This is a genomic window from Streptomyces sp. DSM 40868, from assembly GCF_011820545.1.
Lineage (GTDB): Bacteria > Actinomycetota > Actinomycetes > Streptomycetales > Streptomycetaceae > Streptomyces > Streptomyces eurythermus.
Genome location: NZ_CP050504.1, coordinates 5,348,527 through 5,369,798 on the forward strand (window position 1 = coordinate 5,348,527; position 21,272 = coordinate 5,369,798).

Consider the following 21,272-nt stretch of genomic DNA (forward strand, 5'->3'; position numbering starts at 1 on the left):
GCCCCGGGGGTCGGGGCGCCCGCTGGTGACCAGGCGTTTCCGCTGGGTGACGCGGCGCGCGGAGAAGATCAACCGCCCCGGAAACGGGCCATGTTCCGGGGACGGCGACCGGTTGTCGGTGGGGCGCCCTAGACTCGGAGAGCGATGAGCAGCCTCTTTGACGACAGCTTCCTGGCGGACCTCCAGGCCCCTCGCGGGCACGAGGAGGAGCCCCCGCCGCCCGAGGACGATCACCTCCCGGAGCCGATTCCGGACGATCTGTTCGGCGGGAAGTTCGACATGCCGCCGGACCGGGACACCCACTACCGCGACGGCGCCCCGCGCCCCGCGCTGGACCCGGCGGCCCTCCTGGAGGGACTGAACGAGAACCAGCGCGCCGCTGTCGTGCACGCCGGCTCCCCGCTGCTCATCGTCGCCGGCGCCGGCTCCGGCAAGACCCGGGTGCTCACCCACCGCATCGCCCACCTGCTGGCCGAGCGGAACGTCCACCCGGGCCAGATCCTCGCGATCACCTTTACGAACAAGGCCGCGGGCGAGATGAAGGAGCGCGTCGAGCAGCTCGTCGGCCCGCGCGCGAACGCGATGTGGGTGATGACCTTCCACAGCGCGTGCGTGCGCATCCTGCGCCGGGAGAGCAAGAAGCTCGGCTTCACCTCGTCGTTCTCGATCTACGACGCCGCCGACAGCAAGCGCCTGATGGCCCTGGTCTGCCGCGACCTGGACCTCGACCCCAAGCGCTTCCCGCCCAAGTCCTTCAGCGCGAAGATCAGCAATCTGAAGAACGAGCTGATCGACGAGGAGGACTTCGCCGCCCAGGCCACCGACGGCTTCGAGAAGACCCTGGCGCAGGCGTACGCGCTCTACCAGTCGCGGCTGCGCGAGGCCAACGCGCTGGACTTCGACGACCTGATCATGACGACGGTCAACCTGCTGCGCGCCTTCCCGGACGTCGCCGAGCACTACCGCCGCCGCTTCCGGCACGTCCTGGTCGACGAGTACCAGGACACCAACCACGCCCAGTACGCCCTCGTGCGGGAACTCGTGGGCACGGGGGAGCCCGCCGCCGACGGGACGGACGCCCCGACGGGCGAGCACGACGTCCCGCCGGCCGAGCTGTGCGTCGTAGGTGACGCGGACCAGTCGATCTACGCCTTCCGGGGCGCGACGATCCGCAACATCCTCCAGTTCGAGGAGGACTACCCGGACGCGACGACGATCCTGCTGGAGCAGAACTACCGCTCCACGCAGACCATCCTGTCCGCCGCCAACGCGGTCATCGAGCGCAACGAGTCCCGCCGCCCGAAGAACCTGTGGACCAACGCCGGCCAGGGCTCCCGGATCGTCGGTTACGTCGCCGACACCGAGCACGACGAGGCCCAGTTCGTCGCCGACGAGATAGACCGCCTGGTCGACGCGGGCGAGGCACGCGCCTCGGACGTCGCCGTCTTCTACCGCACCAACGCCCAGTCCCGCGTCTTCGAAGAGGTCTTCATCCGCGTCGGCCTGCCCTACAAGGTCGTCGGCGGCGTCCGCTTCTACGAGCGCAAGGAGGTCCGGGACGTCCTCGCCTACCTGCGCGTCCTCGCCAACCCCGAGGACTCGGTGCCGCTGCGCCGCATCCTCAACGTGCCCAAGCGGGGCATCGGCGAGCGCGCGGAGGCGATGGTCGACGCCCTCGCCCAGCGCGAGAAGATCAGCTTCCCGCAGGCCCTGAAGCGGGTGGACGAGGCGTACGGCATGGCCGCGCGTTCCACCAACGCGGTCAAGCGGTTCAACGCGCTGATGGAGGAACTGCGCACGATCGTCGAGTCCGGCGCCGGACCGGCCACCGTCCTCGAGGCGGTCCTGGAGCGCACCGGATATCTGGCCGAACTCCAGTCCTCCACCGACCCGCAGGACGAGACCCGGATCGAGAACCTCCAGGAACTCGCGGCCGTCGCCCTGGAGTTCGAGCAGGAACGCGGGGAGGGCGAGCAGGGGACACTGGCCGACTTCCTGGAGCAGGTCGCCCTGGTCGCCGACTCCGACCAGATCCCCGACGAGGAGGACGGCGACGGCGTCATCACGCTGATGACCCTGCACACCGCCAAGGGCCTGGAATTCCCGGTGGTGTTCCTGACCGGCATGGAGGACGGCGTCTTCCCGCACATGCGGGCCCTCGGCCAGACCAAGGAGCTGGAGGAGGAGCGGCGCCTGGCGTACGTCGGCATCACGCGCGCGCGGGAGCGGCTGTACCTCACGCGCGCGGCGCTGCGCAGCGCCTGGGGCCAGCCGTCGTACAACCCGCCCTCCCGCTTCCTCGAGGAGATCCCGCCCACCCATGTGGAGTGGAAGCGGACCGGGGCCACGGCGCCGGCGTCCGGGGTCGCGGCCTCGCTGTCCTCGTCCCGGTCGCGTTCCTCGGCTTCGGGGGCGTCCGGATTCGCCACCCGGCGCACGGCGGAGAAGCCGGTGGTCGCGCTGGCCGTCGGGGACCGGGTCACCCACGATCAGTTCGGGCTCGGCACGGTCGTCGCGGTGAAGGGCACGGGCGCCAACGCGGAGGCGACGATCGACTTCGGTGACGCCAAGCCGAAGCGGCTGCTGCTGCGGTACGCGCCGGTGGAGAAGCTGTAGCCCGCGAAAAGGGCCCCGCTCGCAAGCGGGGCCCCGTGGGCTAGGTGGGATCCAGGCCGTGGCTGCGCAGCCACGGCAGTGGGTCTATGGCCGATCCGCCCGCCGGCCGTACCTCGAAGTGCAGGTGCGGGCCGGTGGAGTTGCCCGAGTTGCCGGAGTAGGCGATGGGCTCGCCGGCCTTGACGGTCGTACCGGAGGCGACGCGGTAGCTGGACAGGTGGCAGTACCAGGTCTCCGTGCCGTCCTTCGCCGTCACGATCATCATGTTGCCGTAGGCGCTGTTCCACTTGGTGGTGACGGTGCCGTCGGTGGCGGCCAGTACCGGGGTGCCGTAGGAGACCGGGAAGTCGATGCCGGTGTGCACCGACATCCAGTTGATGCCGGCCTGGCCGTAGTAGGCGCTGAGCCCGTGCTGTGCGACCGGCAGCGCGAACTTGGGGCGCAGCCGCTCCTTGAGCGCGGCCTCCGCCGCCGCCCTCTTCTTCTCCAGTTCCTGCTGCGCCTTGAGGTCGATCCGCTCCTGGGTGCGGCTCGCCCGGTCGGCGAAGTCGTCGGCACCGGCGGAGAGGGTCTGGAGCTGGGAGTCCAGCTTGCTGTTGGCGACCGCGGGCTTGACCGGCTGCGCGTCCGCGACGGTGGTGGAGGTGTCCTTGGAGTCGTCGCCGAGCGCGCTGACCGAGGCGGCGGCGATCCCCGCGACCCCCATCACACAGGCCGAGGGCACGGCGACGGTCAGCAGCGCCGAGCGCTTGGCGGGCGTACGGCGCCGGGAGCGGGCCGCGCCGCGTGAGCCCGTGCGGGCCGCCGGCACCGGGGCGATCTCCTCCTGGCCGTCCAGCAGACCGGCCACGGCGGGCAGTTCGCCGGTGGCGTCCGCTTCGTCGGAGGCGGACGGCGGCTCGGTGAGCCCGGTGTCGCCGTACGGCTCCTGCTCGTAGGCCGTGGGCGTGGCCGGTCCGCCCGGGGTGTGGGCGCCGACCGCCTCGAACGTCGCGGTGGCCTGCCGGTCGAACGGTTCCCCGTCCTGCTCGGGTTCGGCCGGCGCGGGCTGTCCGGCGGAGTTCCACTGTGTGGCGTCGTACGCGCCCGTGTCGAAGGTCTGGGTGCCCCATGTCCACTGCTGGGTGGTGTCCGCGGTGTCCGAGGGGCCGGGCTGCTGCCAGGTGCTCGTGTCCCACTGGCCGCTGACATCGTTTCCGGTGGCCTGCGCGGGGACGGTCCAGGCGGTGCTGTCGTAGACACCGGAGTCGTAGGCGCCGGCATGTCCGGCCGCGTACGCGTCGTAGGCCGGGAACTGGCCGGTGCCGGTCTGCCACTGGGCGGTGCCGTACGCGCCGGTGGTCGGCTCGCTGCCCGGAAGGCTGCCGAAGAGGGGGTCCGCGTGGAAGGCCGTGCCGCCGGAACCGTCGGTAAAACCGGTGGCGTCATAGCCGTCGTACGTGGTGAGGTCGTCGTAGGAGGCTTCCTGTGCTCCGTACGGCGGGTAGTGCCCGGTGGAGGCGTCGGAAGCCGGGGCCGGGGTGGTCATCGTCCCCGACGGGTGACGGTCGTTCACCAACTTCTCTTTCGCCTCGACAACAGGGGCTGCCAGAGCAGTGCGGCGACTGTACCCGGCAGTACCTGGGCGCGACAATCTTCGGACGGTTTCGCGTGGGCCGGAAACGGGCATTCGGCCGTGTTTCGGGGGCTCCCAACGCGACTTTGGCCTTGCGTTCGAAGAATGTTCGACGTCGAGTGGCGATTTGTGCCGACTGTGTACGTCCTGTGAGGCGCCCGTGCGCTTCTCGGCGCGGCCTGTCCCGGGCCGCCGTCAGGCCACCGTCAGGCCGCCGGTGATCCGGTCCCCGGGGTGCGGGGCGTCGAGCGCCTCGCGTATGACGGCGGCCACGGCCGGGTGCACGGGCAGGGCGAGATGACCGATGCCGCTCACCCGGACGTTGTGCGCGTCCAGATCGGGATGCTCCAGGCAGGCCGTCTCCAGCGGAACCATGAGGGAGTCCAGGTCGCTCCAGAAGCTCACGAACCGGGTCCGGCAGCCGGGCGCGGGCCCGGCCAGCTCCTCGATCACCGCCGAGCCCGGCCGCATCTGCCGCACGATCGGATGCGCGTCCGCCAGCGGTGCCACCCGGGTCCCGGAGTGCGGGGTGCCCAGCGTGACCAGCGTGCGCACCCGCAGGTCACCGCCGAGGCACTGGACGTAATAGCGCGCGATCAGGCCGCCGAGGCTGTGCCCCACGATGTCCACCCGGGCGCTGCCGGTGCGCTCGCAGATCTCCTCGATGTGCCGGCCGAGCAGCTCCGCGGCGGTGCGGATGTCACAGGTGAGCGGTGAGTAGTTCAGCGATTCCACGCGCTGCCGGCCGTGCTGGGCGAGGGCGCGGCGCAGCAGGACGAACACCGAGCGGTTGTCGATGAAGCCGTGCAGCAGCACGACCGGCGGGGCCGGCCGGACCGGCAGCCGGGCGGTGCCGTCGTCGGGGGCGGGCAGGGCGGCGGGGTGGCGCTCCCGGATCAGGCCGGTCGGATAGAGCAGGAGGTGGCCCGCCAGGATCGCGGCCTCCAGGGCCGTGGCCCGGAGCAGCGTCACGGACAGTCCGGCCAGTCTGCCGGGCCACAGGCGGCGGCAGGACGGGAAAAAGAGCGGCAGTACCCCGGTGACCTTCATTGGCCGACCTCCTGTCGGCACGCGAGGGGCGTCCTCGTCCCCCGTGTGCCTCATGTCCCACCATGTGATTTCCCCCTCGCCGCGCACCGTAAAACTGCCCGGTGCGGGATGCTGGAGATAACGTTCGTTCACTTCGACGATGGCGGGACGCGCCAAAAGTGCGGTACTTGTCGGTACGAACGGAAGCGATCGCTTCCGTGGTCGCTTGATGGAGGCAGTGATGGGTGTGGCAGCCGGTCCGATCCGCGTGGTGGTCGCCAAGCCGGGACTCGACGGTCACGATCGCGGGGCCAAGGTCATCGCGCGGGCTCTGCGCGACGCCGGTATGGAGGTCATCTACACCGGGCTCCACCAGACGCCGGAGCAGATCGTCGACACCGCCATCCAGGAGGACGCCGACGCGATCGGCCTGTCCATCCTCTCCGGCGCCCACAACACGCTGTTCGCCGCGGTCATCGACCTGCTCAAGGAGCGCGACGCCGAGGACATCCTCGTCTTCGGCGGCGGCATCATCCCGGAGGAGGACATCGCGCCGCTGAAGGAGAAGGGTGTCGCGGAGATCTTCACCCCCGGCGCGACGACCTCCGCGATCGTGGAGTGGGTCCGGGCGAACGTCCGTCAGCCGGCCGCGTCCGGCGGCTGAGCGCCCTCCTCCCTCGGCTGAGCACCCTCCTCCCGCGGCCCGGCGGGCGCCAGGAGTTCCTGCGTCATCTCCGCCCGCAGCCGCAGCGTGGTGACCAGCCGCTGGAACGCCTCCGCCCAGTACCCGCCGGCGCCCGGCGCGGCGTCCGCCGGCTCGTCGGGTATCGCCAGCAGCGTCTCCAGCCGCCTGGCCTCGGCCGGGTCCAGGCAGCGCTCCGCCAGGCCCATCACCCCGCTGAAGCTCCACGGGTAACTGCCCGCGTCGCGGGCGATGTCGAGGGCGTCCACCACCGCGCGGCCCAGCGGCGGCGCCCACGGCACCGCGCACACCCCGAGCAGCTGGAACGCCTCCGACAGGCCATGCGTGGCGATGAACCCGGCCACCCACACGGCCCGTTCGTCCGGACCCAGCGCGGCCAGCAGCTTCGCCCGCTCCGCCAGGGAGACCGCGCCCGGTCCGCCCGCCTCAGGTGCCGACGGCGAGCCGAGCAGCGCCCGCGACCACGCGGCGTCCCGCTGCCGGACCGCCGCCCGGCACCAGGCCGCGTGCAGTTCGCCCTGCCAGCCGTCCGTCACCGGCAGCGCCACGATCTCCTCGGGCGTCCGCCCGCCCAGCCGCCGCGGCCAGGTGCCGAGCGGAGCGGACTCCACCAACTGCCCCAGCCACCACGACCGTTCCCCCCGGCCCGCCGGGGGCGTGGCCACCACACCGTCGCGTTCCATGCCCGCGTCGCATTCGAGCGGCGCCTCCACCACGATCGCTGGCCCGTCCCCGGTACGGTCCAGGGCCACACACGCCGTGGCGCGTACGGCCATCCGCGCGGCGAGCGCCGAGCCCGGCAGCGCCGACAGCAGATCCGCCGCCGTGGCCCGGACATTGCGGCTGCGGTCGCCCAACGCCTGCTCCAGGAACGGCTCGTCCGCGTCCGACAGGCCCGTGCGCAGCGAGTCCAGGAACATCAGCCGGTCCTCCGCCCGCTCCGTCGCCCAAGTCGACGCCAGCAACTCCCGCCCCCGCTCGGGCGTACGGGCGCGCAGCGCGCCGAGCAGTGCCGCCCGCTCCGCGAACAGCCCCTCCTGCCACAGCCGGCGCACCGCCTCCGCGTCCTCGGTGTCCGGCAGCGCCGCCCCGCCGCCGGGGGCCGCGCGCAGGGCGAACCGCCAGTCCGGGTTCAGCCGGGCCAGCCACAGGGCGCGCGGGCCCGCGAACGCCAGCGCCGCCGGACGCAGGTCGGTGCGGCCACGGGCCGCGTCCAGCAGGGCGGGCAGCGCCTGCGGGGGCGCCGCGTACCCGTGCGCGTTGGCCGCCGCGAGCCACTGCGGAAGCAGCTCGATCAGGTCCGGGGAGCTGCCCCGCCGGCCGCCGCCCGCGCCGCCGGACCGGTCCGCCAGCAGGGTGGTGAGCCGGCGTGCCGCCGGTGCGGGCAGCGGCGGGCGCGGATCGGCGGGCGCGCGCTCGGGCCGGCGCGCCGCCCGTCCGGGGCGCAGCCCGGCCCGCCGCCGTACGGTGGCCACGGCCGCCGCGTCGAGCAGCGCCGCCGGTGCCGTACGGCCGGGCGGGACGTGCGCCGGGGCGCGCCGGTCGGTGCCGAGGAGCGCGGTGGTGACCAGCTCCTCCCAGGTCCCGTCCGGTATCGCCGTGTCCCTGCCGCTCGGTGCCCCGTTCATCGCGTTCCCTCCCCTTCGCCTGCCTGCCCTCGTGTCCCGGTACCGCCGGTCAGCACAGCGGCACCGCCTCGCCCGTCCCCTCCGGCCAGGCCGTGAGCGGGGTGAACCCGCGGTGGCCGCACTCCCCGAACACGGTGACGGGGGCGCCGCCGGACAGCGCGACCAGTCGCCACAGGCCGGGCCGGGAGCGGGCCGACCCGGTCAGCGGCAGGGCCGTGTCCGTGTCCGCGTCGGCCAGCTGCCACCGGTCGCCGTCCGGGACCGGTATCACCCGGTCCAAGGTCACCGGCACCGACTCCAGCCAGGGATCGTCGCGCAGCGCCTCTCCGTAGCGGGCCGCCGCCCCGGCGGTGGTCGTCCCCGGCGGGCGGAACGCGGCCGGCGCCGGCGCGGTGAACCGCTCGCCCAGGGCGGCCCGGGCCCGGCCCCCGCCCGGATACGCCGTCAGCTCCGCCTCCAGCGCCAGCCCGACCGGCAGGGACAGCTCCGGAGCCCGGCCCGCCGCGCCGTAGGACAGCAGCTGCCGGGTCCGGCCGGAGCGGGCGCCGTGCAGCCATACCCGGCGGGTCGTCAGTTTCGGGTCCACCACGTCGTACTGCGCGAGGACCAGCCAGCGGTCGCGCAGCGGCGGACCGTCCGGCGCCGCGGGCAGGCCGACCCGGGAGCGGACCGTGGCCGCGAGGGCGTCCGGCAGCCCGGCCCGGCGCAGCCAGCCCTGGTCGAGCAGGTGCAGCAGCGCGCACTCCTCCAGCAGCCGCGCAGGCCAGCCCGCGCCGGACGCCGGGACGGCCCCCAGCTCCCGGACGTGTGCGGCCAGGCCCGGCGCCTGGGCGTCGACCATGCGGGCCGCCGCCTCGTCCCACCAGCCGTACCCCGCCTGTTCGGCCGCGGCCAGGCCGCCGCGCAGCAGGTCCGCCAGGCGCTGCTCCAGCTCGGTCACGCCCGCCGTGACCCGCTCGGCCCGGCGCTCGGCCCGCCGCCGGGCCGCCTCCGGATCGGCCGGACCACCGGCCGAACCCCCCTCGTGCCGGGCCTTCTTGGCCTGCTCCCGGCCCCGCCGGTCCGCGAGCCACTGCCCGGCCCAGTCCGGCGGACGCTCGCCGGCCGGCACCGCGTCCTCGTCGCCCGCCCACAGCAGGAGCAGGCCGAGCGCGTGCTTGCACGGGAACTTACGGCTCGGACAACTGCACTTGTATCCCGGGCCGGCCGCGCCGGTCAGGTCCACCACCGTCTGGTACGGCCTGCTGCCGCTGCCCTTGCACAGCCCCCACACCGTCCCCTCTCCGCTCCCGGTCCCGGACCACGGCCCGGCCACCCCGAGCTTGCTCCCCGCCTTGCGTGACGCGGCGTCAGGCGCCAGTGCCAGCACCTGCTCCGCGGTCCAGCGCACCCCCTGCTCAGTCATGCCACCGACGGTAGGCCCCACCACTGACAATCGCCCCGGCGAGCGCGTTTGCGCAGGTCACAGCGATTGTCAGTGGCGTGGTGCACGGTGGATGCCAGAACCGAACCGGCCGAGCTGGAGGGGGCCTCAGCCATGACTGTGTCCGTGGAACCGACGACCGCCACACCCCACCGCGACCAGACCGAGCAGGCGCTGCGACCGCACGCCGAGCAGGCCTTCGCGGCCGAACTCGCGGCGCTCGCCGCGCAGGACGACCGCCCGCGCCCGGCCCGCTGGAAGCTGTCGCCGTGGGCGGTGGCGACCTATCTGCTCGGCGGCACCCTGCCGGACGGCACGGTGATCACACCGAAGTACGTGGGCCCGCGCCGCATCGTCGAGGTCGCCGTCACCACGCTCGCCACCGACCGCGCCCTGCTCCTGCTCGGCGTCCCCGGCACCGCCAAGACCTGGGTGTCCGAGCACCTGGCCGCCGCCGTCAGCGGGGACTCGACGCTGCTGGTGCAGGGCACCGCCGGCACCCCGGAGGAGGCCATCCGCTACGGCTGGAACTACGCGCGGCTCCTCGCCCACGGCCCGAGCCGTGACGCCCTCGTGCCCAGCCCCGTCATGCGGGCCATGGCCGAGGGCATGACGGCCCGGGTGGAGGAGCTGACCCGGATCCCGGCCGACGTGCAGGACACGCTGATCACGATCCTGTCCGAGAAGACCCTGCCCATCCCCGAACTCGGCGAGGAGGTCCAGGCGGTCCGCGGCTTCAACCTCATCGCCACCGCCAACGACCGCGACCGCGGGGTCAACGACCTCTCCAGCGCCCTGCGCCGCCGCTTCAACACCGTCGTGCTGCCGCTGCCCGAGAGCGCCGACGCCGAGGTGGACATCGTCACCCGCCGGGTCGAACAGCTCGGCCGCTCCCTGGACCTGCCGGCCGCACCCGACGGCATCGAGGAGATCCGCCGGGTCGTCACCGTCTTCCGTGAGCTGCGCGACGGCGTCACCGCCGACGGCCGCACAAAACTCAAGTCCCCCAGCGGCACGCTGTCCACGGCGGAGGCCATCTCCGTCGTCACCAACGGCCTCGCCCTCGCCACCCACTTCGGTGACGGCGTGCTGCGCGCGGGCGATGTCGCCGCCGGCATCCTCGGCGCCGTCGTCCGCGACCCGGCGGCCGACCGGGTCGTCTGGCAGGAGTACCTGGAGACGGTCGTGCGCGAGCGCGAGGGCTGGACCGACTTCTACCGCGCCTGCCGGGAGGTGAGCGCGTGACCGGCGCCCGGGAGAGCACGGCCTACGACGCCGGGCCGCTGCTGCTGGGCGTACGGCACCACGGGCCCGGTTCCGCGCGCGCGGTGCGGGCCGCGCTCGAGGCCGCCCGGCCCGCCGTCGTCCTCATCGAGGGCCCGCCCGAGGCCGACCCGCTGATCCCGCTGGCCGCCGACCCCGGTCTGCGGCCCCCGGTCGCCCTGCTCGCGCACGCCGTGGACGAGCCCGGCCGCTCGGCGTTCTGGCCGTTCGCCGAGTTCAGCCCCGAGTGGGTGGCCATCCGCTGGGCCCTGGACCACGACGTCCCGGCCCACTTCATCGACCTGCCGGCCACGCACACGCTGGCGTGGGCGAGGGAAGAGGGGGAATCCGGGGCCGGCGGGCATGAGGGGGGTGACGGCGACCACGCGCCCGGTGCCGACGACCACCCAACCGGCGCCGGCGACCACGTGTCCGGCCCTGACGACCACGTGTCGGGCCCTGACGACCAGGTCTCCGGTCCCGGCGGCCGTCGGTCCGGTCCCGACGACGCCGGGGAAGTCCGTGTCGATCCGCTCGCCGTGCTCGCCGAGGCGGCCGGGTACGACGATCCGGAGCGCTGGTGGGAAGACGTCGTCGAGCACCGGGGGCCGGGCGCCGACGACCCCTTCGCACCGTTCACCGCGGTGGGCGAGGCCATGACGGCACTGCGCGAGAGGTACGGCGCCGGCGGGCACCGGGACCTCGTCCGCGAGGCGCACATGCGGCTGCGGCTGCGGGCGGCGCGCAAGGAGTTCGGGCACGCCGTGGCCGTGGTGTGCGGGGCCTGGCACGTACCCGCGCTGCGTGAGAAGACCACCGTCACCGCCGACCGGGCCCTGCTCCGGGGCCTGCCCAAGGTGAAGACCGACGTGACCTGGGTGCCGTGGACGCACCGCAGGCTGGCCCGGTCCGGCGGGTACGGCGCGGGCATCGACTCGCCCGGCTGGTACGGGCACCTCTTCCAGGTCCCCGACCGGCCGGTGGAGCGGTGGCTGACCAAGGTGGCGGGACTGCTGCGCGAGGAGGACCGGATCGTGTCCTCCGCGCACGTCATCGAGGCCGTCAGGCTCGCGGAGACGCTGGCCGCGCTGCGCGGCCGCCCGCTGCCCGGCCTCGGCGAGACCACCGACGCCGTGCGCGCGGTGCTGTGCGAAGGCTCGGACGTGCCGCTGGCGCTGGTCCACGACCGGCTGGTGGTCGGGGACGCGCTGGGGGAGGTGCCCGAGTCGGCGCCCGCGGTGCCGTTGCAGCGCGACCTGGCCCGGCAGCAGCGCTCGCTGCGGCTCAAGCCCGAGGCGCTGGAGCGCGACCTGGAGCTGGACCTGCGCGGTGACACCGACGCCGGGCGCAGCAGGCTGCTGCACCGGCTGCGGCTGCTCGGCGTCGACTGGGGCGAGCCGGCCCGGTCCCGGGGCGGCACGGGCACCTTCCGGGAGACCTGGCGGCTGCGGTGGGAACCGGAGCTGTCGGTGCGGGTCGCCGAGGCGGGCGTGTGGGGGACGACCGTACAGGCGGCGGCCCGGGCCAAGGCCGAGGCGGACGCGGCGGCGGCGCGCGCCCTGGCCGACGTCACCGCGCTCGCCGAGCAGTGCCTGCTGGCGGGGCTGCCGGAGGCGCTGCCCGTGGTGATGCGGGTGCTCGCCGACCGGGCCGCCCTGGACACGGACGTCGGTCACCTGGCCCAGGCCCTGCCCGCCCTGGTCCGCTCGCTGCGCTACGGCGACGTGCGCGGCACCGACACCGGGGCGCTGGCCGAGGTCGCCGCGGGGCTCGCCGAGCGCGTCTTCGTCGGTCTGCCCCCGGCCTGCGGCGCCCTCGACGCGGACGCCGCGGAGGAGATGCGGGCCCATGTGGACGCCGTACACACGGCGGTGGGCCTGCTGACGGAGAGCCTGGCCACGACGAGCGGGGAGGCCGACGGCGCATCCACGGGAGCCGGGCAGGCCGACGGCGCATCCGCCGGCGCCGGAGAGGCTGGTGGCGTAGTCGCCGGGGACCGGCCCGGAGACGGATCCGGTGGCGAAGAAGGCGCCGGTCAGGAGGGAGACGGCCAGGCCCGCGGCGGGGACGGCCGGGGCGCTGGCGGGGACGATCGGGTCCCTGGTGGGGATGACCGGGCTCCTGGTGGGGAGGACCGGGTCCCTGGTGAGGCCGGCCGGGCCCCTGGCGGGGACGGCGGGGTCGTTGGCAAGGACGGCCAGGCACCCGGCAAGGACGGCCAGGCACCCGGCAAGGACGGCCAGGCTTTCGGCGAGGACGGCCAAGCCAGCCACAGCGAGGCCCCCGGCGAGGACCGTCGGACCCTCCACGGGGACGACCAGGCTCCCGGTAAGGGCGGCGCGCTTTCCGGGGGCGGAGCGGGGCGTGTGGTCGGTGGGGGTCTGCGGGAGCGCTGGCGGGGGGTGTTGCGGGCGTTGTCGCTGCGGGACACCGCGCCCGGTGTCATCCGGGGGCGGGCCGTGCGGCTGTTGCTGGACGACGGCGCGTTGCGGCCCGAGGAGGCGGCCCGGCTGATGGGGCTCGCGCTGTCACCGGGCACGCCGCCCGCCGCTGCCGCCGCCTGGATCGAGGGCTTCGCCGGCGGCGGGGGCGGATTGCTGCTGGTCCACGACGAGCGGCTGCTCGGCCTGCTCGACACCTGGCTGACCGGGGTGCCGGCGGACGCCTTCACGGACGTCCTGCCACTGCTGCGGCGCACCTTCGCCGCGTACGAGCCGGGGGTGCGCAGAACCCTCGGCGAACTGGTCCGGCGCGGCCCCGGCGACCGTCCGGGCGGTGCCGCCCAGGCCGCCGCGGTCCCCGGGTTCGCCGCCGAACCGGACACCGCGCGCGCCGACGCCGTACTGCCCGTGCTCCGGCTGCTGCTCGGCCTGACGGCGGACGACGGCACGGACACGACGGACACGACGGGCACGACGGAGACGACAGACCACGAGAGCCTCGCGGGGGTGGGCACATGACGGACACGACGGCCGGACAGTCACCGGCACCAGTACAGGCATCGGCACAGGCATCGGTACAGGCGGCCGACCCGGCGCGGGAGCGGCTGCGGCGCTGGCGCCTGGTGCTCGGCGGGGACCAGGCCGACGGCACCGGATGCACGCTGTCCGGCCGGGACGCGGCGATGGACGGCGCACTGGCCGCGCTCTACGGCAGGGGGGACAAGGCGCAGACGGGGCGGGACCGTTCGGCCGGGCTCGGCGCGTCGGCACCGTCCGTGGCGCGCTGGCTCGGGGACATCCGCGACTACTTCCCGTCCTCCGTCGTCCAGGTCATGCAGCGCGACGCCATCGACCGGCTCGGCCTGGCCTCCCTGCTGCTGGAGCCGGAGATGCTCCAGGCGGTGGAGCCCGACGTGCACCTGGTCGGCACGCTGCTCTCGCTGCACAAGGCGATGCCCGAGACGACCCGGGAGACGGCCCGCGCGGTGGTGCGCAAGGTGGTCGAGGAACTGGAGAAGCGGCTCGCCACCCGCACCCGGGCCACCCTCACCGGCGCCCTGGACCGCAGCGCGCGCGTCCAGCGCCCACGCCACCACGACATCGACTGGAACCGCACCATCGCGGCCAACCTCAAGCACTACCTTCCGGAGTACCGCACGATCGTGCCCGAGCGGCTGATCGGCTACGGGCGGGCCGCGCGGTCGGTGAAGAAGGAGGTCGTGCTCTGCATCGACCAGTCCGGGTCGATGGCGGCGTCCGTGGTCTACGCGTCGGTGTTCGGCGCGGTCCTCGCCTCCATGCGGTCGATCAGCACCCGGCTCGTCGTCTTCGACACGGCGGTCGTCGACCTCACCGACCAGCTGGACGACCCCGTCGACGTGCTCTTCGGCACCCAGCTCGGCGGCGGCACGGACATCAACCGGGCGCTCGCCTACTGCCAGGAGCGGATCACCCGGCCGGCCGAGACCGTCGTCGTGCTGATCAGCGACCTGTACGAGGGCGGCATCCGCGACGAGATGCTCAAGCGGGTCGCCGCGATGAAGGCGTCCGGGGTGCAGTTCGTGGCGCTGCTCGCGCTGTCGGACGAGGGTGCGCCCGCGTACGACCGGGAACACGCGGCGGCGCTCGCCGCGCTGGGCGCCCCGGCCTTCGCCTGCACCCCCGACCTGTTCCCCGAGGTGATGGCGGCGGCCCTGGAGAAGCGCCCGCTGCCCGTACCCGACCCGGCCTGACCTCCGCGCGTCTCACCGGGACCGTCCCGGCCCGGTGAGACCGCGCAGACCGTGTAGACCGCGCAGAATGCGCGTGGGCACGCAACCGCACCCATACGACGGCACCCCGTGCCAGGGAACGCGGCATCATGTGACAGGTATCACCGCTCGTGTGTGACCCTCGATTTAGGGAGCCCCCTCAAGCGGCGATAACCTGCGAGACGGACATGCCGCGCGCTCGGACACCGTGTGCGCCTCCCTTGTGACAAGCGGACGTCACGTTGCCCTTCGCGGCACGCCCACGCATCCAACGAACCGCGAGATCACTGATAGGGACGGAAGCGCGTGGACCTGTTCGAGTACCAGGCGAGGGACCTCTTCGCCAAGCACGATGTACCGGTGCTGGCCGGTGAAGTCATCGACACGCCTGAGGCGGCGCGCGAGATCACCGAGCGGCTCGGCGGCAAGTCCGTCGTCAAGGCGCAGGTGAAGGTCGGTGGCCGCGGTAAGGCCGGTGGCGTGAAGCTGGCCGCCACCCCGGACGAGGCCGTCGCCCGTGCGACGGACATCCTCGGCATGGACATCAAGGGCCACACGGTCCACAAGGTCATGATCGCCGAGACCGCGCCGGAGATCCTCGAGGAGTACTACGTCTCCTTCCTCCTCGACCGCGCCAACCGCACCTTCCTCTCCATCGCCTCCGTCGAGGGCGGCATGGAGATCGAGGAGGTGGCGGCCACCCGCCCCGAGGCCGTCGCCAAGATCGCGATCGACGCCATCGACGGTGTGGACGAGGCCAAGGCCCGCGAGATCGTCGAGGCCGCCAAGTTCCCGGCCGAGGTCGCGGACAAGGTCGCGAACGTCCTGGTCAAGCTGTGGGACACCTTCATCAAGTCGGACGCCCTCCTGGTCGAGGTCAACCCGCTGGCCAAGGTCGCCTCCGGTGAGGTCATCGCCCTCGACGGCAAGGTGTCGCTGGACGACAACGCCGAGTTCCGCCACGACTGGGACGAGCTCCACGACAAGGCCGCCGCCAACCCGCTCGAGGCGGCCGCCAAGGAGAAGGGCCTCAACTACGTCAAGCTGGACGGCGAGGTCGGCATCATCGGCAACGGCGCCGGTCTCGTCATGAGCACCCTGGACGTCGTCGCGTACGCCGGTGAGAAGCACGGCGGCGTCAAGCCCGCCAACTTCCTGGACATCGGTGGCGGCGCCTCCGCCCAGGTCATGGCGAACGGCCTGGAGATCATCCTGGGCGACCCGGACGTGAAGTCCGTCTTCGTGAACGTCTTCGGTGGCATCACCGCCTGCGACGAGGTCGCCAACGGCATCGTGCAGGCCCTGAAGCTCCTTGAGGACCGCGGCGAGAAGGTCGAGAAGCCGCTCGTCGTCCGCCTCGACGGCAACAACGCCGAGCTGGGCCGGAAGATCCTCACGGACGCCAACCACCCGCTGGTGCAGCGCGTCGACACCATGGACGGCGCGGCCGACAAGGCCGCCGAGCTGGCCGCCGCCAAGTAAGTACGAGGACGAGGACTCAAACCACCATGGCTATCTGGCTCAACAAGGACAGCAAGGTCATCGTCCAGGGCATGACCGGCGCCACCGGCATGAAGCACACCAAGCTCATGCTCGGTGACGGCACGAACGTCGTGGGCGGCGTGAACCCGCGCAAGGCGGGTCAGACCGTGGACTTCGACGGCACCGAGGTACCCGTCTTCGGCACCGTCAAGGAGGCCATCGAGGCCACCGGCGCCAACGTCTCCGTCATCTTCGTGCCGGAGAAGTTCACGAAGGACGCGGTCGTCGAGGCCATCGACGCCGAGATCCCGCTGGCCGTCGTCATCACCGAGGGCATCGCCGTGCACGACACGGCCGCGTTCTGGGCGTACGCCGGCAAGAAGGGCAACAAGACCCGCATCATCGGCCCGAACTGCCCCGGCATCATCACCCCGGGCCAGTCGAACGTCGGCATCATCCCGGGCGACATCACCAAGCCGGGCCGCATCGGCCTGGTGTCGAAGTCCGGCACGCTGACCTACCAGATGATGTACGAGCTGCGGGACATCGGCTTCACCACCGCCGTCGGCATCGGTGGTGACCCGATCATCGGCACCACCCACATCGACGCCCTGGCCGCGTTCCAGGACGACCCCGAGACCGACCTCATCGTGATGATCGGTGAGATCGGCGGTGACGCCGAGGAGCGTGCCGCGGCGTTCATCAAGGAGAACGTGACGAAGCCGGTCGTCGGTTACGTCGCGGGCTTCACCGCGCCGGAGGGCAAGACCATGGGTCACGCCGGCGCCATCGTCTCCGGCTCCTCCGGCACCGCACAGGCCAAGAAGGAGGCCCTGGAGGCCGCCGGCGTCAAGGTCGGCAAGACCCCGACCGAGACGGCGAAGCTGGCCCGGGAGATCCTCTCGGCCTGACCGGCCCCGGCCCGTCATCGGCAGGCCCGCCCCGTCGTCCGGGGCGGGCCTGCCGACGTCTCGCGGACGCGCCGAAGGGGACGCCCGGGCCCGACAGCCGGACACCCCCCAGCACGACCAGGCGGTTGCAGCCCGGCCAGGCGGCTCGGCGGACCTTGTCCACCGCGGTTCACCGTGCCTCCGGAAACACCCTCTCCGGGCCGCTGGTCTCCGCCTTCCTCAGCTTCTCGCGCAGTTCCCGGTCCTCCCGCGACAGCGGGCCCATCCCGCCCACCGCCGGTACTCCCCGCACGGCCTGCGCCGGAGCGATCGGCGGTTCGTAGCGCGTCGGTGCCGTCCGCAGCGTGAGCGTCGTCGCGCCGACGATCGTCACCGTGAAGGCGATGGCCGCCCGGGTCCAGAAGACGTTCCGGCGCTCGGAGCCGGTGCGCACATGGGTCGGCCGGGCCGCGCCCAGCCGCTCGGCCGAGGCCAGTTCGAGCAGCCGGCGGTGGAGCGCGGCGGGATCGGCCAGCTCCGGCAGCCGCGCGGCCACCGCCTCGCGCGCATGGGTCAGCCGGCTGGCGGCGGCCGGGGTGCTCGCCTCCGTCTCCGCCGCCGTCTCCGGCAGGTCGAGCCCCACACCGTCGTACAGGACGAGCGTGCGCCGGTACGCCGGGGGCAGCGTGAGCAGCGCGTGCAGCAGCTCCCGGTCGGCCGGGTCGGCGGGCGGAGGCTCCGGGGACCGGTGCCGGGGGCGGAAGCGGTGCCAGGGGGAGAGCGCGCAGTCGTACGCCACCGCGCGCACCCATCCGGCCGGATCCCGGTCCCGGGCCACGTCCGGCCAGCGCTGCCAGGCCAGCTGGAAGGCGCGTTCCACCGCCTCGCGGGCCAGCTCCCGGCGCCCGGTGAGCAGATAGGTCTGGCGTACGAGGGCGGGGGCGCAGAAGGCGTAGAGGGCGTCGAAGGCTTGAGCGGGCGTCAACTGCCGCGGCTGGTCGGACGGGACATCGGGCAGGCCGGCCCGTGGCTCCGGTTCCGTGTCCGCGGGGCCGGGAGCCGTCCGTCCGGCGGGCTCCTGAACCGGCGTCAGCGGCCGGGACCGGCGCAGGCGTCGGCGGTTGCCCGACGGTGGCGGGCCGGCAGGGGTCTGCGTCGTCACCATGCACCCTTTCGTACGAAAAAGAACATAAACATATATTGGGCGACACATCGGGGGTTCGCCCGTTACACCGGGAAAGCGCGTGTCGTTGGGAGCATGGCGTGCGTGATCCGGATGACCGTGCGCCCCTCGTCGTCACCCGCCCTCTCCCGGCTGCGCGACCGCTCGCCCGGACTCGCCGCGAGCCTGCTGGGCGGAGCCGTCGCGGCCGGTCTGGGCCTCGGCGCCATGGCGGTCCTCGTCATGGCGCTGTGGGTCAGCTCGCCGTACCCCGACAACGGACCGGCCGGCGCGCTGCACGTCACCGCCGCCCTGTGGCTGCTGGGACACGGCGTCGAACTGGTCCGCACCGACACGCTCTCCGGCACCCCCATGCCCGTCGGCGTCACCCCGCTGCTGCTGCTCGTCCTGCCGGTGTGGCTGCTGTACCGGGCGGCGCGGGACGCCACCGACGCGCCCGCCGAACCGGACGGCCCGCCACCGGTGCCCGCGCGCACGGCGTGGACCGGCGTGGTCCTCGGCTATCTGGGTGTCGGCGTCGCCGCGGCGCTGTACTGCTCCGGCGGTGAACTGCGACCCCACTGGGGCTGGCTGACGGTGTGTCTGCCGACCGTGGTGGCGAGCGCGGCCGGTGCCGGGGTGTGGGCGGGCCACGGCTGCCCGGCCGAGCCCCTGCTGCGCGTGCTCGCGGTGCTGCCGGAACGGGTGCGGCGGCCGGTGTTCGGCACGGACGAGCGGGCCCGCCTGGGCGCGGCGGCACGGGCCGCCGGTGCCGCCACCGCCGTGCTGCTCGGCGGGGGCGCCCTGCTGGTCGGGGTGTCGCTGGTGTGGCACGGCGCGGCGGCGCGGGCGTCCTTCCTCCAGCTGACGGAGGGCTGGACGGGCCGGTTCGCCGTGCTGCTGCTCGGCGTCGCGCTGATCCCCAACGCCGCGCTGTGGGCCGCCTCCTACGCCCTCGGCCCCGGGTTCGCCCTGGGGGCCGGACACCTGGTCGACCCGTTCGCGTCCGACCCCGCCCCGCTGCTGCCGCCGTTCCCGCTGCTGGCCGCGGTGCCGGAACCGGGCGCCGGTACGCCGCAGCACTGGGTGGTGGGGCTGGTGCCGGCGGTGGCCGGGATGACGGCGGGGTGGTTCGTGGCGCGGGCGGCGGTGCCGCCACCGGGACCCGGGGAGCCGGCCCGGGCCCGCTGGTCGGCCGGCCGGACCGCCGGGGTGGTGCTGCTGACGGCGGCGGTCTGCGCGGTGGCCGTCGCCCTGCTCACCGCGCTGGCCGGCGGCCCCCTGGGCGTGGCCGCGCTGTCCCGCCTCGGCCCGCTGTGGCCGCGCGCCGGGGGAGCGGCCGGGCTCTGGACGGCGGTGTTCGCGCTGCCGGTGGCCCTGATCGGCCGCGCCTGGCGGCTGCTGCGCGGCCGGCGCCCGCGCTCCGGCGAGGGACCGGCGCAGGGGGCGGGGAGTACGGCGCAGAAGGGGGCGGGGAGTACGGCGCAGAAGGGGGCGCGAGAGGAGAACGGCGGCGGCAGGACGGTGGCCGTCGCGCCCACCGGCCCGGCGAGGCCGGGGGCGACCGACGAGACACCGGACCCTGACGGGACGGCGGACCCGGACCCTGGCCGGGCGACGGAGTCGGGTACGGGACGGGTGGCGGAGGCGGGCGCGGGCGGCCCCGGGGCTCCCGCTCGGGACGGCGCGGTGCCAGGGCCGGGCGGCCGTGCGGGAGGCACCGGGGCCGGGCGGTGGGGCTGGGGCAGACGGAAGGTTCCCGCGCAGGCGGAGCCCGCGGCCGAGGCCGCCGAGGAGGACCTCTACGACTTCCTTCCCGCCGAGGACCCGTTCCCCACGCCGTTCACCGAGTCCCGCGCCGGGGACTGGCACGACGACGTGACCCGCACCTCGCGCTGGGCGGCCCTGAGGCAGGCCGCGTCCGGCCCCGCCGTCACACCGGCCACCGACCTGCCCCTCGCCGGGCAGCCCGCCACCGAGCCGTCACCCGCCGGGCAGCCCGCCACCGAGCCGTCACCCGCCGGGCAGTCGGCCACCGAGCCGTCACCCGCCGGACAGCCGTCCGCAGTCCCGGAACCACCGGAAGCACCAGCTGCACCGGAGCCCCGTCCCGGCTCCTCCGGATGAGCGGCCCCGGGTGAGCGGTGATGTCAGTTCTGGTCGCCCAGTACGCCCCGCAGCTCGCGCGGCAGCAGGGTCTCGCAGGACTGCTTGGCCTCATGGGTGAGGGCGTCGCCGACACAGGTGTAGTAGTCGCGGTAGACCAGCTGCACGGTGAACGTGGAGGCCACCAGGACCAGCGCCAGGGACGCCGTGATCAGGCCGCCGACGGCCGCCGTCGTCTGCGGCCGGCCGGGCGGGGCCGCCGGGGCGTCCGGCGCCTGGGAGCGCGGCTTGGCGCGCAGCGCGCTGCTGCCCCAGTACAGGGACAGCGCGCCCAGCAGCAGCGCCACGTACGGCCAGCTGAACAGGACGAAGAAGACGGCCCACATGCCGGACAGCAGGGCGTACCGCGCGCGGCGCTGGGCCGGGTCCCTCGGGTCCCAGCGCATGCCGGGGCCGGTCGGTCCGCCGGGCCCCTGCGGCCCGCCGCCCGGCCGCTGGCCGAAGCCGTCGGGGGAGCGGCCGGGCTGCCGGTCACTCCACTGACTGCCCCAGGGCGCCCCGCCCCCGGGCCCCTGACCCTGACCCTCGCCCTGACCGGGGCCCTGCCCCGCACCGGCCCTCGGCCACGGGGCGTACCCATGACCCTGCCCCTGCTGGCCTTGCTGCCCCGTGCCAGGACCCTGCCCCGGCCCGTACCCGGGGCCGCCCGCGCCCCCCGGATCTCCCTGATGTCCCGGAGTCCGGGGCCGCCAGGGCCGGTCCGGAGCGCCCTCCGGCGGCGGCGCGAACGGATTGTCGTCCTGCCGCTCACCACCCTGCCCGGAGCCACCGTGTCCCGAGCCGCCGTGCCCGCCCTGACCGGAGCCACCGTGCCCCGAGCCGTCGTACCCGCCCTGACCCGAGCCACCGGAGCCGCCCTGTCCGAAACCGCCCCGCCCGGAGCCGTCGCCCCCGCCTCCCGGGGTGTGGGCCGGCGGCGAGGAGGGGCGCTCGCGCAGCAGTGCGGCGCCCCACTCGCCTCCCTGGGCCGGGCGCGGCGGGAACGTGAGGTGTCGCAGGCTGCGATCGGGCATCAAAAGAGCGTCTTCCCCTAGGTGACTACGGCAGTTCCGTCGTGAGCTTCCTCTCGGTGAACGCACCGCACGACGACCGCGTTCCCGAGG

General features: G+C 74.2%; 14 protein-coding genes. 8 read left to right on the top strand and 6 right to left on the bottom strand.

The features are described from left to right. The first annotated feature begins 144 nt into the window (after positions 1 to 144). A complete protein-coding gene (pcrA, locus tag HB370_RS24540; protein WP_030789355.1) occupies positions 145 to 2,616 on the top strand; it encodes a DNA helicase PcrA in 2,472 nt (823 codons plus the stop codon). Positions 2,617 to 2,656: 40 nt separating this feature from the next. Here pcrA and HB370_RS24545 read toward each other — a convergent pair whose 3' ends face one another. Beyond that, a complete protein-coding gene (locus HB370_RS24545) occupies positions 2,657 to 4,171 on the bottom strand; it encodes a peptidoglycan DD-metalloendopeptidase family protein (RefSeq protein WP_037702711.1) in 1,515 nt (504 codons plus the stop codon). 255 nt (positions 4,172 to 4,426) lie between these two features. Next, positions 4,427 to 5,281, bottom strand: coding sequence for an alpha/beta fold hydrolase (locus HB370_RS24550; RefSeq protein WP_030789361.1), 855 nt, complete (start codon positions 5,279 to 5,281; stop codon positions 4,427 to 4,429). Positions 5,282 to 5,501: 220 nt separating this feature from the next. On the opposite strand from HB370_RS24550, the gene HB370_RS24555 reads away from it, so the two are divergent. After that, positions 5,502 to 5,924 (top strand): cobalamin B12-binding domain-containing protein, encoded by a 423-nt coding sequence (locus tag HB370_RS24555; RefSeq protein ID WP_030789366.1) that lies wholly within the window; start codon positions 5,502 to 5,504, stop codon positions 5,922 to 5,924. Here HB370_RS24555 and HB370_RS24560 read toward each other — a convergent pair. After that, positions 5,900 to 7,591, bottom strand: a complete 1,692-nt coding sequence (locus tag HB370_RS24560) for a DUF5691 domain-containing protein (protein WP_078637710.1) — start codon at positions 7,589 to 7,591, stop codon at positions 5,900 to 5,902. The genes HB370_RS24555 and HB370_RS24560 overlap by 25 nt on opposite strands. 49 nt (positions 7,592 to 7,640) lie before the next feature. Further along, the gene (locus HB370_RS24565) at positions 7,641 to 8,996 is read right to left on the bottom strand and encodes an SWIM zinc finger family protein (RefSeq protein ID WP_030789374.1); all 1,356 of its coding nucleotides are present in this window, start codon (positions 8,994 to 8,996) and stop codon (positions 7,641 to 7,643) included. 132 nt (positions 8,997 to 9,128) lie between these two features. On the opposite strand from HB370_RS24565, the gene HB370_RS24570 reads away from it, so the two are divergent. From HB370_RS24570 to sucD, 5 genes are all read left to right on the top strand, one after another. Next, a complete protein-coding gene (locus tag HB370_RS24570; protein WP_030789377.1) occupies positions 9,129 to 10,259 on the top strand; it encodes an AAA family ATPase in 1,131 nt (376 codons plus the stop codon). Next, positions 10,256 to 13,237: a DUF5682 family protein gene (locus tag HB370_RS24575; RefSeq protein ID WP_106980760.1), complete on the top strand. Its 2,982-nt coding sequence runs from the start codon at positions 10,256 to 10,258 to the stop codon at positions 13,235 to 13,237. The genes HB370_RS24570 and HB370_RS24575 overlap by 4 nt, the downstream gene beginning before the upstream one ends. Beyond that, positions 13,234 to 14,451, top strand: coding sequence for a VWA domain-containing protein (locus HB370_RS24580; RefSeq protein WP_244405630.1), 1,218 nt, complete (start codon positions 13,234 to 13,236; stop codon positions 14,449 to 14,451). The genes HB370_RS24575 and HB370_RS24580 overlap by 4 nt, the downstream gene beginning before the upstream one ends. 324 nt (positions 14,452 to 14,775) lie before the next feature. Beyond that, entirely contained in the window at positions 14,776 to 15,951 is a 1,176-nt protein-coding gene (gene sucC, locus HB370_RS24585; RefSeq protein WP_030789386.1) for an ADP-forming succinate--CoA ligase subunit beta, read from the top strand. Between the two features lie 26 nt (positions 15,952 to 15,977). Beyond that, positions 15,978 to 16,862: a succinate--CoA ligase subunit alpha gene (gene sucD / locus HB370_RS24590; protein ID WP_030600937.1), complete on the top strand. Its 885-nt coding sequence runs from the start codon at positions 15,978 to 15,980 to the stop codon at positions 16,860 to 16,862. 169 nt (positions 16,863 to 17,031) lie between these two features. On the opposite strand, the gene HB370_RS24595 is transcribed toward sucD, so the two are convergent. Continuing rightward, positions 17,032 to 18,006, bottom strand: coding sequence for a sigma factor-like helix-turn-helix DNA-binding protein (locus HB370_RS24595; protein WP_030789389.1), 975 nt, complete (start codon positions 18,004 to 18,006; stop codon positions 17,032 to 17,034). A gap of 93 nt (positions 18,007 to 18,099) precedes the next feature. Between HB370_RS24595 and HB370_RS42715 the strand changes: the two genes are divergently transcribed. Next, positions 18,100 to 20,130, top strand: coding sequence for a DUF6350 family protein (locus HB370_RS42715; protein ID WP_063766441.1), 2,031 nt, complete (start codon positions 18,100 to 18,102; stop codon positions 20,128 to 20,130). A gap of 23 nt (positions 20,131 to 20,153) precedes the next feature. Here HB370_RS42715 and HB370_RS24605 read toward each other — a convergent pair whose 3' ends face one another. Next, entirely contained in the window at positions 20,154 to 21,182 is a 1,029-nt protein-coding gene (locus HB370_RS24605; protein ID WP_078637711.1) for a hypothetical protein, read from the bottom strand. Between the last annotated feature and the right edge of the window lie 90 nt (positions 21,183 to 21,272).

What these genes read in the sequence shown, in the direction of transcription:
- pcrA (WP_030789355.1), top strand. Translation starts at nt 145, where the DNA reads ATGAGCAGCCTCTTTGACGACAGCTTCCTGGCGGACCTCCAGGCCCCT.
- HB370_RS24550 (WP_030789361.1), bottom strand. Translation starts at nt 5,281, where the DNA reads ATGAAGGTCACCGGGGTACTGCCGCTCTTTTTCCCGTCCTGCCGCCGC.
- HB370_RS24555 (WP_030789366.1), top strand. Translation starts at nt 5,502, where the DNA reads ATGGGTGTGGCAGCCGGTCCGATCCGCGTGGTGGTCGCCAAGCCGGGA.
- HB370_RS24560 (WP_078637710.1), bottom strand. Translation starts at nt 7,591, where the DNA reads ATGAACGGGGCACCGAGCGGCAGGGACACGGCGATACCGGACGGGACC.
- HB370_RS24565 (WP_030789374.1), bottom strand. Translation starts at nt 8,996, where the DNA reads ATGACTGAGCAGGGGGTGCGCTGGACCGCGGAGCAGGTGCTGGCACTG.
- HB370_RS24570 (WP_030789377.1), top strand. Translation starts at nt 9,129, where the DNA reads ATGACTGTGTCCGTGGAACCGACGACCGCCACACCCCACCGCGACCAG.
- HB370_RS24580 (WP_244405630.1), top strand. Translation starts at nt 13,234, where the DNA reads ATGACGGACACGACGGCCGGACAGTCACCGGCACCAGTACAGGCATCG.
- sucD (WP_030600937.1), top strand. Translation starts at nt 15,978, where the DNA reads ATGGCTATCTGGCTCAACAAGGACAGCAAGGTCATCGTCCAGGGCATG.
- HB370_RS24595 (WP_030789389.1), bottom strand. Translation starts at nt 18,006, where the DNA reads ATGGTGACGACGCAGACCCCTGCCGGCCCGCCACCGTCGGGCAACCGC.
- HB370_RS42715 (WP_063766441.1), top strand. Translation starts at nt 18,100, where the DNA reads ATGGCGTGCGTGATCCGGATGACCGTGCGCCCCTCGTCGTCACCCGCC.
- HB370_RS24605 (WP_078637711.1), bottom strand. Translation starts at nt 21,182, where the DNA reads ATGCCCGATCGCAGCCTGCGACACCTCACGTTCCCGCCGCGCCCGGCC.